Source organism: Halorubrum halodurans (assembly GCF_002252985.1).
Classification (GTDB): Archaea; Halobacteriota; Halobacteria; order Halobacteriales; family Haloferacaceae; genus Halorubrum; species Halorubrum halodurans.
This window is the reverse complement of the sequence record NZ_NHPJ01000043.1, coordinates 1-14,522: the sequence shown is the minus strand read 5'-3', so window position 1 is coordinate 14,522 and position 14,522 is coordinate 1. Positions and strand designations below refer to the sequence as shown.

The window sequence follows — 14,522 nt, the reverse complement described above, 5'->3', positions numbered from 1 at the left end:
ACGCGAGCCGTGCGGTCGGGACCGTCGTTACGCGATCGAGACGCCGTTTCGTGAGAGATACGCGCTCGCGTCCTTGATCTCGACGGGGCTCCCGATGAGCCGGCATCGACCGCCGTCCTCGACGATCGTCAGGGTGAACCGCTCTTCGAGCCCGTTTCGCAGCCCGTCGAGCGCGCAGGCGGGAACCAGGATCTGCGTGCTGTCGCGGAACGTCGAGGCGTCGGACATTCGACGTGTCCCGTGACGGACGACCGCCGGATAACCGTGTCGAAATGTCTCCGGATCGACGTGTCGAGGGTTACCGGTACGGGTTACGTCGGTGCGCCTCGATCCCCGGACGTCGGCGATCGTGGTTTCGGGTTCGCGGTCTCGGGTTCGGCGTCGGCGGTCGGTGTCGACCCGACGTCGGCGGTCGACGTCGCGAGGGAAGTCGTCGGGGGAGGGAGGTCGCCGGGACGGGTCGCCGNNCGAGGAGATCGCCGAGACGCCCTACAACAAGTCTACGGAGGCACACATCGGGCGGCTGAAGGCGAAGCTCGCGGAGAAGAAGGAGAAACTGGAGAACCAGTCCTCCGCCGGCGGCGGCCACGGCTACGCCGTCGAGAAGCACGGCGACGCGACCGTCGCGCTCGTCGGGTTCCCGAGCGTGGGCAAGTCCACGCTGATCAACGCCCTCACCAACGCCGACAGCGAGGTCGGCTCCTACGAGTTCACGACGCTCGACGTCAACCCCGGCATGCTACAGTACCGCGGCGCGAACGTCCAGATCCTCGACGTGCCCGGCCTGATCGAGGGGGCCGCGGGCGGTCGCGGGGGCGGCAAGGAGGTGCTGTCGGTCGTCCGAACCGCCGACCTCGTGGTGTTCATGCTCTCCGTGTTCGAGATCGAACAGTACGACCGCCTGAGCGAGGAGCTGTACGCGACCAACATCCGGATCGACGCCGAGAAGCCGAACGTCAACGTCCGCAAGACGCACAAGGACGGGATCCAGGTGACCACCGGCGACGGCGTCGACCTGGAGGAGGAGACGGTAAAGCAGGTCCTCCGCGAGTACGGCTACGTCAACGCGCAGGTGACCATCCCCCACGACCTGACGATCGACGAGCTCGTCGACGCCGTGATGGACAACCGCGTCTATCTCCCGTCGATGGTGGCGGTCAACAAGGCGGACCTCATCGACCGCGAGTACCTGCCGACCGTGAAGTCTGACCTCCGCGAGCGCGGGCTTGACCCCGACGACGTGGTGTTCATCTCCGCGGAGGAGGAACGCGGACTCGACGGACTCAAAGAACGGCTCTGGGAGGAGCTGGGACTCATCCGGATCTACATGGACAAGCCCGGACGCGGCGTCGACTACGAGGAGCCGCTGATCCTCTTTTCGGGGGCCACCGTCGGCGACGCCTGCGAGAAGATCGGCGGCGAGTTCGACGAGCGGTTCAAGTTCGCGCGCGTCTCCGGCCCGAGCGCGAAACACGACGAACAGCAGGTCGGGAAGGGTCACGAACTCGCCGACGAGGACGTGCTCCGGATCGTCGCTCGGAAGTAGACGGATACGTCGGTGCTGGCGCGGAGACCACCCCGGATCCCCAGCCGCTCAGTAGTGTCCAGTTGCCAGCTCGGAGAACACTGCCAGAGCCCCAGTCGCGAGGGCTCGCACGGCTCGTTGTGCGCTTCGGTCGCTCACTCCGTGCTCCCTCCAGTGTCTGCTTCGCCGGGCTTCGCCCTCGCGATTGCCCCGTTGAGTCCTACCCCAACCGCACAGCCCCGCACCTCACGCCTCCCCAGCCTCGTGGCTCACTTCGTTCGCCACGTCCCTCGCGGGCTCCTCGTGCCCCTCCGGGGCACTCGGAGGCGCAGCGAGGCGCTCCGCACCTCTGGCAGCCGGCGGCTTCGACGCCGGCGACGCCACCGCTCGGGTGATCACGACCGCCCGACCTCACAGCGTCCGACCGAAAGGCGCTTTTCGTGGGCCCGCGACCCACGACCATGATCACGGTCGCTCTGGCGGGGAAGCCGAACGCCGGCAAGTCCACCTTCTACACCGCCGCGACGATGGCCGACGTCGACGTCGCCAACTACCCGTTCACGACGATCGACGCCAACCGCGGGGTCACCGCGGTCCGCACGGAGTGTCCCTGTCTCGACCGCGCGGAGCGCTGCGGGAACGAGCGCTGTCACGACGGGACCAGATACGTCCCGGTCGAACTCCTCGACGTGGCCGGGCTCGTTCCCGGCGCACACGAGGGGAAGGGGCTCGGCAACCGATTTCTCGACGAGCTGACGAACGCGGACGTCGTGTTGAACGTCGTCGACGCCTCCGGCGGCACGAACGCCGAGGGCGAGCCCGTCGCGGCCGGCAGCCACGACCCGGTCGACGAGGTGGACTTCATCGAGACGGAGATGGACCTCTGGCTCGCCGGCGTGATCGGCGACAACTGGGAGGGCGTCGAGCGGCAGTCGCGCGCGCCCGACTTCGACCTCGACGGGGCGCTCACGGAGATGCTGACTGGCGTGGGCGCGACCGAGGCCGACGTGGCGGCGGTGCTCCGCGGGCTGGAGTACCCCGCCGACCCGAAACGCTGGGACGACGCGGACCGCGAGGCGCTGGCCCGCGCGATCCGCCGCCGGACGAAGCCCATGGTCGTCGTCGCGAACAAGGCCGACGTCGCGCCCGCGGGGACCCTCGAGCGGCTCCGCGAGGCGACCGACAAGCCGGTCGTCCCGGCGACCGCGGACGGCGAGCTCGCGCTCCGGCGGGCCGCCGAGGCGGGCGTCGTCGGCTACGACCCCGGCGACCCCGACTTCGCGGTGACCGGCGACGTCTCCGACGAGCAGCGCGCCGGCCTCGAGTCGATCCGCGAGGTGATGGAACGGCTCGGCGGGACCGGCGTCCAAGCCGCGCTGAACGCGGCCGTCTACGACCTGCTCGACCGGATCACGGTCTACCCCGTCCAGGACGCGAGCAAGTGGACCGACGGGACGGGGAACGTCCTCCCCGACGCGTTCCTGCTGCCCGAGGGGGCCACCCCGCCGGACCTCGCGTACGCGGTCCACACCGACATCGGGGAAGGGTACCTCCACGCGGTCGACGCCCGGTCGAGCCGGCGGATCGGCGAGGACCACGCCCTCTCGGAGGGCGACGTGGTGAAGGTCGTCTCGACGGCCGGACCTTGAAGGAGCCGTCGGGCCGAAAGGAACGCGACCGCTCGGTCTACCGGTCTACTCCGCGGAGATCACGTCGTCGATCCGGAGGAGCATCGTCGCCGCCTCGGTCGCGGAGTCGACGGCCTCGCGTTTCACCGCGGCGGGGTCGACGATCCCCGCCTCCAGGGGGTCGCCGACGCGGGCGATCCGGCGGTCGGCAACGACGCCCGCTCGGCCCTCGCGGTCGTGGGTCGCCCGCAGGTCGACGAGGGTGTCGATCGGGTCCGAACCGGCGTTCTCCGCCAGCGTGCGGGGGAGCGCGTCGAGGGCGTCCGCGAACGCCTCGATCGCGAGCTGTTTGCGCCCCTCCACCGAGGCCGACGCCCTGCGGAGGTGCGCCGCGATCGCGACCTCGGTCGCGCCCGCGCCGGGGACGATCCCCTCCTCGCGGGCGGCGACGACCGCGTCGACCGCGTCGTTCACCGCGCGCTCGAACTCGTCGACGACGTGGTCGGTCGAGCCGCGTACGAGCAGGGTCACCGCCCGGCTCGCGTCGCCGCCGCGGACGAAGACGAGGTCGTCGTCGCCCTCGCTCTCGACGGCGATCGACTCCGCGCGGCCGAGGTCGGCCGCCTCGATGTCGTCGAGGGTCCCGAGCCGCTTCGCGCCCGTCACGCGGGCGACATCGGTGGCGTCGGAGGAGCCGACGCTCTCGAACGCGAGGATCCCGGCGTCGGCGAGGTGGCCGGCCACGCGGTCGTCGATCGCCTTCCGGCAGACCAGGACGTCGACGCCGGCCGCCGAGAGGGCCGCGGCGTAGCCGCGGAGCTCGTCGTCCTCCGCCTTCAGCGCCGCCTCGAGCCCCTCGACCGAGGTGATCGAGTACTCCGCGTCGACGTCGCCCTGCCGGACCTCCAGTTTCGTGTCGAGGACCGCAACCGAGGCGTCCTCGACCGTCCGGGGCATCCCGTCGTGGACGGGCTCCTCCTCGAGGACGACCCCGTCGACGAGCTCCGTCGCCGACGACGCCGCGCCGGTCCGCGGGTGGACGTGGATCGCGTCGCGGTCGATCCCGTCCCCGGCGACCCGCTCGACCGCCTCGACGACGAGGTCGGCCAGGTCGCGGGCGGCGGTGTCGCCGGCGCCCTTCCCCGTCATCGACGACTCCGCGACCTCCGCGAGGAGGTCGTCCGCGTCGGCGACGTCGACCTGCTGCTCGCCGATCGCCTCGTTCGCCAGCCGGGCCGCCTCGGCGTACCCCTCGACGATAACGGTCGGGTGGAGGTCGTCCTCGAGCAGGTCCTCCGCCCGCGAGAGGAGTTCGCCGAGGAGCACGGCCGCGGTCGTGGTCCCGTCGCCCACGGACGCCTCCTGGGACTCCGCGACCTCGACGATCATCTGGGCCGCGGGGTGGTCGATGTCCATTCGATCCAGGATCGTCGCGCCGTCGTTCGTGATCACGACCGTCCCCGTCGAGTCGACGAGCATCTTGTCCATCCCGCGGGGTCCGAGCGTCGTGCGGACGGCCTCGGCGACGGCCTTCCCAGCCGCGATGTTGGACTCCTGGGCGGCGCGGCCGCGCGTTCGTTCGCTGTCCTCCGAGAGCACGTACAGGGGTTGAGTGCGGGATGCCATACGTCGCGGATACTCGGTCAGCGGTTCTATATATACGTGTCGTTCCGCGCCGACGGAGATCGCCCGAAGGGAGCGGGTCGGCGGAGAACCCCGCCGTCGCGACGCCGACCGACAGGCACATGCGACGCGCGTGAGATACCCACGCGAATGCTCGGGTTGGAACACGACTTCCGGATCGTCGACACCCACGCCTCCCTCGATCCGGACGAGGCCTCCGTCGCCGCGCACGGCCGGGACATCACGCCCGAGCGGCTCGAACGCGAGATGCACCAGGCGGGGATCGTCCGCGCGGTGGCGAGCCCCGGCCGCCGCGCCCCCGGACGGAGCTACCTCCGCGCCAACAACGCGGTCGCGCGGCTCGCCGTCGACCGCCCCTTCGTCGCGTTCGCGCGGCTCAACGGTCCCCGCGACCCCGGACGGGGTCCCGTCTCCGCCGTCCGGAACCTCAGAGCCGAGCGCGACGACCACCACGCCCGCCCCGACGACGTCGAGCAGTACTCCTACGACGATCGGTTCCACGGGTTCACGCTCGTCCCGCCACACGACGGGCTGCCGAACGCCGACGTGCTCGAGCGGCTGGAGGCGGCCGACCTCCCGGTCATCGTCCACGGCGGGCGGGCGTTCCCGCCGGACGCGGTCGAGCGCGAACTGCTCGGCTACGACTTCCCCGTGGTGCTCGCGAGCTTCGGCGGCTACCCGCTCGACACCGCGTTGATGAACCGGACGCTCGACCTCCTCGGGGACCACGACCGGCTCTACGTCGACACGAGCGCCGTGCGCTACCGCGAGATCCTCGAACGGGGCGTGTTGGAACACCCCGACCGCGTGGTGTTCGGCTCCGGCGCGCCCCACGTCCACCCGAACGTCGGGGTGATGGAGGTGTTGACCCTCGACGTCTCCGAGGACCTGATGCGGCGCGTCTTCGCGAAGAATCCGGTCCGGCTCGTCCCGGCGCTCGCGGAGGGCGCGGACGTCTGAGGAGACCGCGGTGACGGACGGCCGCCCGAAACGACGATCACTTGTCGCGTCGTTGTCGAGGGGCGGGCATGAGCGACGCCGACGCCCCGGAGCCGGACCCCGACGCGGCGGATCCGCGCGAGGACGCGAACGAGCGTCACGAGACCCCCGTCGAGAGCGAGGACCACGAGGCCCACGTCGAGGTGGTCCGCGCACGCGGCCACGAGAACGTCACCGCCGAGCACGCGAGCACCTTCGAGTTCACGACCGACGACTGGCTCACGCCCGCGGGCGACTGTATCGTCGGCGTCGCGGCCGACCGAACGCCGCGGGACTTCTCGGCGGCGTTCCGGGAGGCGTGTCGGGATCCGGACGCGACGATCACGGCGACGATCACGGTCGAGGAGAACGGCGACGGCGGACGGACCCACACGGCGCGGATCGTCGGGCGCGGTGACCCCGGCCTCGCGCTCGTCGACGACCGGTCGATGGTCGGCCGGACGAGCGAGTACACCGACGACGAGCGAACGATCCTGGTGGACGCCGACGCGGCCGCCGCCGACCTCGACCGCGACCTCGTCGCCGCGCTCGCGGGGGGGCGGGAGGTCGAGGTGGAACTCCGGCTCGAGGTCCGACCGTAGGTCGACTCCGACCCGCGTCACTCCGGCGTCAGTCCAGGGTCAGTCCCCCGTGCCGCCGCCCGGCTCGTCGTCTCCCCGGTCGGCGGGGACCGTCATCACGGGCACGCCCGCCCCGCGGACGACGCGCTCCGCGACGCTGCCGAGGAGTCGCCGACGCACGCCCTCGCGCCCGTGGGTGCCCATCACGACGAGGTCCACGGCCTCCCGGCGGACGTACTCGACGATCACCTCGTCGGCGACGCCCTCGCGGAGCGTCGTGACGAGCCCGACGTCGAACGCGTCGCCGGCCTCCTCGACCGCCGCGAGCGCCTCGCGGCCGGCCTCCTCGCCGACGGCGCGGAGGGCCCCGCGGACGTCGCCCTTCGAGACGGTCAGCAAGCTCGTGTCGGTTTCGACGACGTACAGCGCGTGGACGGTCGCGCCGTAGCGTTCGGCCAGATCGAAGGCGCGGCGCGCGGCGGCCAGCGACCGGTCGCCGCCGTCGGTCGGGACGAGGATCCGGTCGTACACGTCAGATCACCCCGAAGCCGAACTGCGCGAACGGCCAGAGGTAGTGTACGGCGACGCCGACGATGACCGCCGGGATCGTGGTGTAGATCGTGGCGACGACGGCGGCCTTCACGTCGATGGCCAGAAGCGGGAACAGCGCGTCGCCGTCCTGGCTGATCGCGTTCGCGGTGAGCGCGGAGAAGGGGATGGCCTCCTCGAGGGCGTACAGCTGCGCGAACACGATGTGGGCCGCACAGCCGGGTACGAGTCCGAGCGCGGCGCCCGCAAGCGGCGCGAGCACCCCGGCCGCCGCCGCGAGCGCGGCGACGTCGAAGCCGAAGATCGCGAGCCCGTACTCGTAGATCAGGTAGCCCGCGATGACCCAGACGGTGACCATCGCGGTCTCCATGGCGGCGTGCTGGAAGGTCCCGTAGAGGCTGCCGAACGAGTCGCGGACGCGTCCGGCGTCGCCCTCGCCGATGTAGTGGCGCCCGACGAAGTAGAGGTAGAACGACAGCGTGGTGCCGACGAGCCCGGCGATCGTGAACAGCCCGTCGTACGTGGCGCGGAACTCCCAGGCGGGCTCCGCGGCGCCGCGAGCGAGATAGAGCACGCCGGCGACGAGCGCGCCGGCGAGCACGACCCACCAGAGGACGTGTATCGCGTGGCTCGCACGTTCCAGCAGGCGCGACTCGGGGAGGTAGCCCGGCAGGGTTCGTCCGTCGCGGTGCGCGTGGTCGGCACACGCCGGCGCGCCGCGGCCGTGGGCCGCGTCGTAGTCGGGGACGCTCGGGCCGCCGTCGGCCACGTTCGTCGTCGCGAAGCCGCCGTCGGTGATCGGGCGGCTCATCCCCTCCACCATCCTGTCGACGCGGCCGACGCCGAGTCCCCAGATGTCGATGGCGTAGCCGAAGAGCACCGCGGCGACGAACGCGAGCCCGTAGGCGTACAGCGCCGCCTCGGGTGCGAGTGCGAGAATGACGAACGCCGAGTCGCCCGCGGTCGCCGCCAGCGCCGCGACGACGGTCCCGAAGCTGACCGTCCCGCGGATGTACAGCGGCATGGCGATGATCGCGCCGCCGCAGCCCGGCGTGAGCCCCAGAAGCGCGCCGGCGAGCGGCTGTGCCCGTTCGTGCTCCTCGAGCCACGCGGTGAGTCGGCCGTCGAAGCGGTACTGGACGAGACTGAAGAGCAGGACGGTCGCGCCGACGAACCCGGAGACCTGGACGAACCCCTCGCGCCAGGAGCCGATCAGGATGTCGAGCGCCTCCCGGACGACCGGGTCGAACGTCTCGGGCGGAACGACGAGCGGGATCATTCGACCCCGTTCGTCGGCGGGCGGGACACGCCGGGCGGCGGCGTGACGGTTCCACGACCGGTGCGATCACGATTCATGACTAGCTGACCGTGATACACCTAACAATAAAAGCGTGTTGGACTAAGCGAAAGATTAGACATGTCTAATTCCGTCCGGCGGCGACTCGTACCGCCGGGGCGAGGTCGTCTCCGCCGCGAGAGGGGATCCGGCGGGCGGTGGCGGTCCCGCGTGGAGCAGTCGGGCGATCGCGATCGCCCGGATCCGACGGACCGGCCCACCCTCGAACTGCCGTGAGACTCCGAGCGTCCCCGCTCCGCGGTCGCGAGAACTCGGGACGGCGGCGTCGCGATCGGCGTCTCCGTGAGCGGGGCGAGACGGGGTACGCCGGGGAATCGGGAACACGCCACGGAATCGAGAGCACGTCACGGAATCGAGAGCACGCCCGAGAACGAGCCGAACCGGGCGAGTAGCGGACTCGAGGGGGCCGACCCGGCGCGGACGCTACGCTCCTCGCGGTCTCGACGCGCGACCGTCGCGGCTCGACCTCGCTCGGGACGGCGTCGCCGCTCGCGACGTCGGTCGCGGCGCAGAAACGTGGACTCGCGGGGATTTGAACCCCGGGCCTTCCCCGTGCCAGGGGGATGATCTACCACTGATCTACGAGCCCTCGTGCGCATCCACCAGTTCCCCGTTGCGTATATTAAGGCCTTCGACTCGGGGATCGGTCGATGCGGATCGAACCGCGCCGGCGACGATTCAGATCCGATCGGAGTCGACGTACACGTCGAGTTCGACGTCCCGCGTCGACCCCTCCAGGTCCCGAACCGCCCGCTCGACCACCCGCTCGGCCTCCGACCGGATGAGCGGGATCGCCTTCTTCAACACCCAGTCGAACGAGACGAGCCGCGGGAGGTCGAGCGCGTTCGGGCTCGCCGATCCCGGATCGAACTCGACCTCGAGGGCGACCTCACATCTCGGCTCGTCACTCTCGCCGGTCTCGTCCGCGTCTCCCGTCGTCTCGCTCGCCCCGTCGCCCCCGAGCGGCGTCACCCGCCAACAGCCGCCCGCGTCGATGTCCTTCGTGATCTCCCAGTCGATCCGCTCGGGCGGCTCGACGCCGGTCACCTTCGAGCGCGCGGTGTAGGTGAGCTTCCACCACGCGAACGTGAGCGCGTAGCGGGTTCCGGGGCCCCCGTCGCCCGCGAGCATCCGGACCTCCCGGAGGTACTCGGAGTAGTGGGCGTAGCCCTGAAAGTCCAGCAGGAACTCGTACACCGTCTCCGGGTCGGCGTACACCTCGGTGCGCACGACGAGTTCGTCCACGCCGAAGGGTTCGCCCGGCGCGTATTAAGCGGTCCGCCCGACGACTTCGAAGGCGGACGGGAGAAGGACGGAAGAGAGCACGACGAAGGAGGGTGAGCGGACGAGGGCTTCGTTGATGTCCTTCGATAAAGGTGACCTGAACCGAAACGGCAGTCATGTTTCGAGTGCTTATAGAACGGGTGTTTCGGTGAGGATCCGAATGAATAGAATGGAGTCGTTGCTGGCGCGGTGAACTCGATTACGGAGAGGACTTCCAAAGCCCCAGTCGCGAGGATTCGCGCGGCTCGTTGCGCTCCTCGCTCGTTTGCTTCGCTCACTCGCTGCGGTGCTTATGTCGCCGGGCTTCGTCCTCGCGACTGCCCCTTTGAGTCCCGCCCAACCGCCCCGCAACTGCGCCTCACACCTCCCCAGCCTCGCGGCTCGCTCCGCTCGCCGCGTCCCTCGCGGTCGGGTTCGTGCCCTCCGGGCACTCACCGGCGCGCCACCGCTCGGGCGATCGCTCACTCCTTCACCTGAACGCAGTGCCGGTGTAGAGTATACGTTCGCGAAGTGTCGCCGTTCCACGGAGAATGCCTCGATTCGTGTTCGATTTTATATAATAGAGGAGACGAAATAATAACAAATATGTGAAATTTTAAATATGTTTATATACTTATGAAGCGTTGGAAGACTGTGAGTAAAGGTATCATGTTCCAAAACGATCTCTCGCGGCGAACCGTACTGCGGAGGGGTGCTATCCTCTCGACGACTCTCGGACTGGGCGTGGTAACGATGACTGGTCAGACCGCGGCGATGAACAAAGCGGAACTGATCGAGGCGATGGCGAGCGAATCCGGACTGAGCAAGGCGGATGCGAAGCGGGTGCTCGACGCGTTCACCCACGCGACGACGAGAGCCTTGGCGAAGGGCGAAAGCGCCGTACTAGTCGGGTTCGGGTCGTTCAGTATCTCGAAGCGCTCCGCCCGGACCGGACGAAATCCGAAGTCTCGAAACGGGTCCGTAAACGACTCGCCGGTGGCGTTCGACGCCTGCCCGGACTTCGCGGCCGCCCTCGATCTCAACCCCGGCAAGGGTGACGAGGCTAGCGCCAAGTGCCGAGACGCCGACGTGGTGATCGACGCGGAGTACATCGCGAGTGAAGCGGGACGCAACTCGAGGTTATCGGAGGACGACGCGAAACGGGCGCTCGAGGCGTTCATCAACGCGACGACGAAGGCCCTGAAGAAAGGCGATCGGCTGTCGTTGGGTGGGAAGGAGGACGAGAACGAGGGGTTCGGCACGTTCAGTATCTCGAAGCGCTCCGCCCGGACCGGACGAAACCCCCAGACCGGAAAAGAGATCCAGATCGCGGCGAAGAACGTGGTCAAGTTCAAGGCGGGCGCCGAACTCTCGAAGGCGGTCAACTGAGGGTTCCGACGGAGCCTGCCGGAGAGAAAACGAAGGGGGAGAGACGGTCGCCGACTCAGTCGTCGCTCGAGACCTGTCCGGTCGCGTCGGCGGCGGCGTCGGGTGCGGCGTCGGCGGGCGCGGGCGGCTCCTCGCGCACGTCGGTGCCCGTCCCCTCGGCGATCACGTCGGCGTACGCGTCGGGGAAGACGCGCACGAAGTCGGAGAGCGCGGCCTCCCAGTCGTCGAGCAGCTCGGCGGCGCGGTCGCTGTCGGTGTACGCGTGGTGGTTATCGACGAGCCGGCGGAGCATGGCCTCGTCGCTGGCGTCGAGATCGGGCGAGAGCGACACCATCCCGCGGTTGAGTCGCTCGTCGAGGCGGTCCTCGGGGTCGTAGACGTACGCGACGCCGCCGGACATCCCGGCCGCGAAGTTGCGGCCGGTGTCGCCGAGCACGGCGACGACGCCGCCGGTCATGTACTCACAGCCGTGGTCGCCGACGCCCTCGACGACCGCCTTGACGCCCGAGTTGCGGACGCCGAAGCGCTCGCCGACGACCCCGTTGACGTACGTCTCGCCCGCGGTCGCGCCGTACAGACAGACGTTGCCGGCGACGACGTTCTCCGCGGGGTCGTAGCCCGCGTCCTCCGGCGTCGAGATCACGATCCGCCCGCCGGAGAGCCCCTTGCCGACGTAGTCGTTGGCCGCGCCGGCCAGCTCCATCGTGATCCCGCGCGCGAGGAACGCGCCGAAGCTCTGGCCGGCGTGTCCGTCGAACCGACAGGTGACGGTGTCGTCCGGGAGCCCCTCGCCGCCGTGTACGGAGACGACGCGGTTCGAGAGCGTCGCGCCGACCGCGCGGTCGACGTTGTCGACGTCGCGGGTGAGCGCGACCGGCGTCCCGTCCTCGATGGCGGGCAACGCCTCCTCGATCAGGTCCCAGTCGAGCAGCGACTCGATGCCGGCGTGGGTCTGTGCCCGCGTCTTGGTGCGGGCGTCGCCGGCGGGGTCGGCGATCACCGCCGAGAGGTCGAGGTGGCTCGCCTTCTCGTGGTCGGTCTCGCGCTGGGTCAACAGGTCCGGCCGGCCGACGAACGCCTCGAGCTCCGTGAAGCCGAGCTCGGCCATGAGCTCGCGCAGCTCCTGGGCGATGAACGTCATGTAGTTGATCACGTGGTCGGGCTGGCCGGGGAAGCGCTGGCGGAGGTCCTCCCGTTGGGTGGCGACGCCGACCGGACACGTGTTCTCGTGACACTGGCGGGCCATCACGCAGCCGGAGGTGACGAGCGAGGCGGTGCCGAAGACGTACTCCTCCGCGCCGAGGGCGGCGGCGACGGCCACGTCGCGGCCGGTCTTGAGCCCGCCGTCGGCCGTCACGCGGATCCGGTCGCGCAGCCCGGTCGCGCGCAGCATCTGGTTCGTCTCCGCGAGCCCCAGCTCCCAGGGGAGCCCCGCGTTCTTGATCGACGTCTTCGGCGACGCGCCCGTCCCGCCGGAGTGGCCGGAGACGTGGACCACGTCGGCGTTCGCCTTCGCGACGCCCGCGGCGATGGTGCCGATCCCGGCCTCCGAGACCAGCTTCACGTTGACGTCGGCGGAGGGATTCGCGGCCTTCAGATCGAAGATGAGCTGTTTGAGGTCCTCGATCGAGTAGATGTCGTGTTGCGGGGGCGGGGAGATGAGCCCGACGCCGGGCGTGGAACACCGGACGTGGGCGATCATCTCGTTGACCTTCTCGCCGGGGAGGTGCCCGCCCTCGCCGGGCTTCGACCCCTGCGCCATCTTGATCTGGAGCTCGTCCGCGCTCGCGAGGTACTCGGCGGTGACGCCGAAGCGACCGGAGGCGACCTGTTTCACGTTACACTCCTTCTCGGTGTCGAACCGCTCGGGCGGCTCGCCGCCCTCCCCGGTGTTGGACTTCGCGCCCAGTCGGTTCATCGCGATCGCGTTGTTCTCGTGGGCCTCGGGCGAGAGGCTCCCGAGGCTCATCGCGGCCGTCGAGAAGCGCTCGACGATCGACTCGACGGGTTCGACCTCCTCGACCGGCACCGGGTCGCGGTCGGAGTCGAACTCGAGGAGGCCGCGCAGCGTCTGGAGCGTCTCCGACTGGTCGTTGACCAGTTCGGCGAACTCGCCGTACTGCTCGTAGTCGCCGCTGCGGACCGCCTGCTGGAGCGTCCCGACCGTCTGCGGGTTCCAGCCGTGGTGGACGCCCGACGAGCGGTTCTCGTACTCGCCGACCGTCTCGAGCTCCGGGTCGACCCCGAACGCCATCGCGTGGCGGGTCCGGAGGTCGTCCTCGATCTCCTCGAGCCCGATCCCCTCGGTGCGGATCTCGGTGCCCTCGAAGAACTCGCCGACGAGATCGGAGTCGAGCCCGACCGCCTCGAAGATCTGTGCGCCCTGGTAGGACTCGACCGTCGAGATCCCCATCTTCGCCATCGTCTTCAGGAGGCCGTCCTCCAGCGCGCCGCGGTAGGCGGCGAGCGCGTCCGCCTCGTCCGCCCCGTCCGGGCCGGCGACCACGTCGGCGATGGAGGCGTACGCGAGGTACGGGTCGACCGCGTCCGCCCCGTAGCCGACCAGCGTGGCGAGGTGGTGGACCTCGTGGGGCTCGCCGGACTCGACGACGAGCCCCGCGCGGTTCCGGAGCCCGTTGCGCACGAGCTGGTGGTGGACCGCGCCCGTGACGAGCAGGCTGGGCACGGCGAGCCGGTCCGGACCGATCGCCCGGTCCGAGAGCACGACCACGTCCGCGCCCGCCTCGATCGCGTCGGACGCCTCCCGACGGATCCGGGTGACGGCGTCGGTGAGCGACGTGTCGCGGGCGTAGGTGGTGTCGACGGTCTCGGCGGAGAACCCGGAGTCCCCGGAGTCGCCGTCGAGCCCCTTCAGCGCGGCCGCCTCGGCGTTCGACAGGACGGGGGAGTCGGCGACGATCTGGCGGGCGTGTTCGGGCGTCTCCGCGAGCAGGTTGCGCTGGTTGCCGATCCGCGACTCGAGCGAGGTGACGAGCTCCTCGCGGATGTAGTCGATCGGCGGGTTCGACACCTGCGCGAACAGCTGTTTGAAGTAGGTGAAGAGCGGCCGGTCGACGTCGGCGAGCACCGACAGCGGGGTGTCGTCGCCCATCGACCCGACGGGGTCCTTGCCCGCCTCGGCCATCGGCTCCACGAGGTGGTTCAGCGAGTCCGTGGTGTAGCCGAAGGCGGCCTGGTGGGCACGGACGGTGTGGTTCGTTTCGTCCGTCTCCTCCTCGTTGTCCGAACTTCCGTCGAATCCGCCAGGCTCCGGATCGGCGTCCGTCGTCGCCTCGGCGTCCTCGCCGACGAGAGCATCGAGTCCCACCTGCCCGTCGTCGACCCACTCGCCGTACTTCTCGTCGGTGAGCTCGTCGAACACCTCGTCGTCGGGAACGATCCGCCCCTCCTCCGGGTCGGCGACGAAGATCTCACCGGGCTGGAGCCGGCCGCGGCGCGTCACGTTCGCGGCGTCGGTGGGCAGCGCGCCGACCTCGCTGCCGACGACCAGCCGGTTGTCGGTCGTGACCTCGTAGCGGCAGGGCCGGAGCCCGTTGCGGTCGAGCACGCCGGCGACGCGGTCGCCGTCGAAGCCGATGACGAGGGCG

11 protein-coding genes and 1 tRNA gene are annotated in these 14,522 nt (G+C 70.1%); 5 read left to right on the top strand and 7 right to left on the bottom strand.

Annotation, left to right across the window (positions count from 1 at the left end; genetic code table 11):
• Window positions 1–27: 27 nt before the first annotated feature.
• Complete coding sequence (locus DJ70_RS03860; protein ID WP_094530321.1) at window positions 28–228, bottom strand: VNG_1110C family protein; 201 nt, start codon at window positions 226–228, stop codon at window positions 28–30.
• A 247-nt stretch (window positions 229–475) separates the two neighbouring features.
• Here DJ70_RS03860 and DJ70_RS03855 point away from each other — a divergent pair, with 247 nt between their 5' ends.
• Window positions 476–1,546: an OBG GTPase family GTP-binding protein gene (locus DJ70_RS03855; protein WP_245810673.1), complete on the top strand. Its 1,071-nt coding sequence runs from the start codon at window positions 476–478 to the stop codon at window positions 1,544–1,546.
• 440 nt (window positions 1,547–1,986) lie between these two features.
• Window positions 1,987–3,174, top strand: a complete 1,188-nt coding sequence (locus DJ70_RS03850) for a redox-regulated ATPase YchF (protein WP_094530317.1) — start codon at window positions 1,987–1,989, stop codon at window positions 3,172–3,174.
• Window positions 3,175–3,219: 45 nt separating this feature from the next.
• On the opposite strand, the gene thsA is transcribed toward DJ70_RS03850, so the two are convergent.
• Window positions 3,220–4,779 (bottom strand): thermosome subunit alpha, encoded by a 1,560-nt coding sequence (gene thsA / locus DJ70_RS03845; protein ID WP_094530315.1) that lies wholly within the window; start codon window positions 4,777–4,779, stop codon window positions 3,220–3,222.
• A 147-nt stretch (window positions 4,780–4,926) separates the two neighbouring features.
• Here thsA and DJ70_RS03840 point away from each other — a divergent pair, with 147 nt between their 5' ends.
• Window positions 4,927–5,757: an amidohydrolase family protein gene (locus tag DJ70_RS03840; RefSeq protein ID WP_094530313.1), complete on the top strand. Its 831-nt coding sequence runs from the start codon at window positions 4,927–4,929 to the stop codon at window positions 5,755–5,757.
• A 68-nt stretch (window positions 5,758–5,825) separates the two neighbouring features.
• Window positions 5,826–6,377 carry a DUF371 domain-containing protein gene (locus DJ70_RS03835; RefSeq protein WP_094530311.1) on the top strand — a complete coding sequence of 184 codons (552 nt, stop codon included), beginning with the start codon at window positions 5,826–5,828 and terminating at the stop codon, window positions 6,375–6,377.
• Window positions 6,378–6,416: 39 nt separating this feature from the next.
• Here the strand turns inward: DJ70_RS03835 and DJ70_RS03830 are convergent, their stop codons facing one another.
• The 4 genes from DJ70_RS03830 to DJ70_RS03815 form a co-directional block, all read right to left on the bottom strand.
• Entirely contained in the window at window positions 6,417–6,887 is a 471-nt protein-coding gene (locus DJ70_RS03830) for a universal stress protein (protein WP_094530309.1), read from the bottom strand.
• Between the two features lies 1 nt (window position 6,888).
• The gene (locus DJ70_RS03825; RefSeq protein WP_094530307.1) at window positions 6,889–8,184 is read right to left on the bottom strand and encodes a putative manganese transporter; all 1,296 of its coding nucleotides are present in this window, start codon (window positions 8,182–8,184) and stop codon (window positions 6,889–6,891) included.
• A 595-nt stretch (window positions 8,185–8,779) separates the two neighbouring features.
• Window positions 8,780–8,851, bottom strand: a tRNA-Ala gene (locus DJ70_RS03820).
• Window positions 8,852–8,940: 89 nt separating this feature from the next.
• Window positions 8,941–9,507 carry an SRPBCC family protein gene (locus DJ70_RS03815; RefSeq protein ID WP_094530305.1) on the bottom strand — a complete coding sequence of 189 codons (567 nt, stop codon included), beginning with the start codon at window positions 9,505–9,507 and terminating at the stop codon, window positions 8,941–8,943.
• A 771-nt stretch (window positions 9,508–10,278) separates the two neighbouring features.
• Here DJ70_RS03815 and DJ70_RS18015 point away from each other — a divergent pair.
• Window positions 10,279–10,914 (top strand): HU family DNA-binding protein, encoded by a 636-nt coding sequence (locus DJ70_RS18015; protein WP_245810671.1) that lies wholly within the window; start codon window positions 10,279–10,281, stop codon window positions 10,912–10,914.
• 55 nt (window positions 10,915–10,969) lie between these two features.
• Here the strand turns inward: DJ70_RS18015 and gltB are convergent.
• On the bottom strand, window positions 10,970–14,522 hold a 3,553-nt coding region (gene gltB, locus DJ70_RS03805; RefSeq protein ID WP_094530301.1), incomplete at its 5' end, for a glutamate synthase large subunit.

What these genes read in the sequence shown, in the direction of transcription:
- DJ70_RS03860 (WP_094530321.1), bottom strand. Translation starts at nt 228, where the DNA reads ATGTCCGACGCCTCGACGTTCCGCGACAGCACGCAGATCCTGGTTCCC.
- DJ70_RS03850 (WP_094530317.1), top strand. Translation starts at nt 1,987, where the DNA reads ATGATCACGGTCGCTCTGGCGGGGAAGCCGAACGCCGGCAAGTCCACC.
- thsA (WP_094530315.1), bottom strand. Translation starts at nt 4,779, where the DNA reads ATGGCATCCCGCACTCAACCCCTGTACGTGCTCTCGGAGGACAGCGAA.
- DJ70_RS03840 (WP_094530313.1), top strand. Translation starts at nt 4,927, where the DNA reads ATGCTCGGGTTGGAACACGACTTCCGGATCGTCGACACCCACGCCTCC.
- DJ70_RS03835 (WP_094530311.1), top strand. Translation starts at nt 5,826, where the DNA reads ATGAGCGACGCCGACGCCCCGGAGCCGGACCCCGACGCGGCGGATCCG.
- DJ70_RS03825 (WP_094530307.1), bottom strand. Translation starts at nt 8,184, where the DNA reads ATGATCCCGCTCGTCGTTCCGCCCGAGACGTTCGACCCGGTCGTCCGG.
- DJ70_RS18015 (WP_245810671.1), top strand. Translation starts at nt 10,279, where the DNA reads ATGACTGGTCAGACCGCGGCGATGAACAAAGCGGAACTGATCGAGGCG.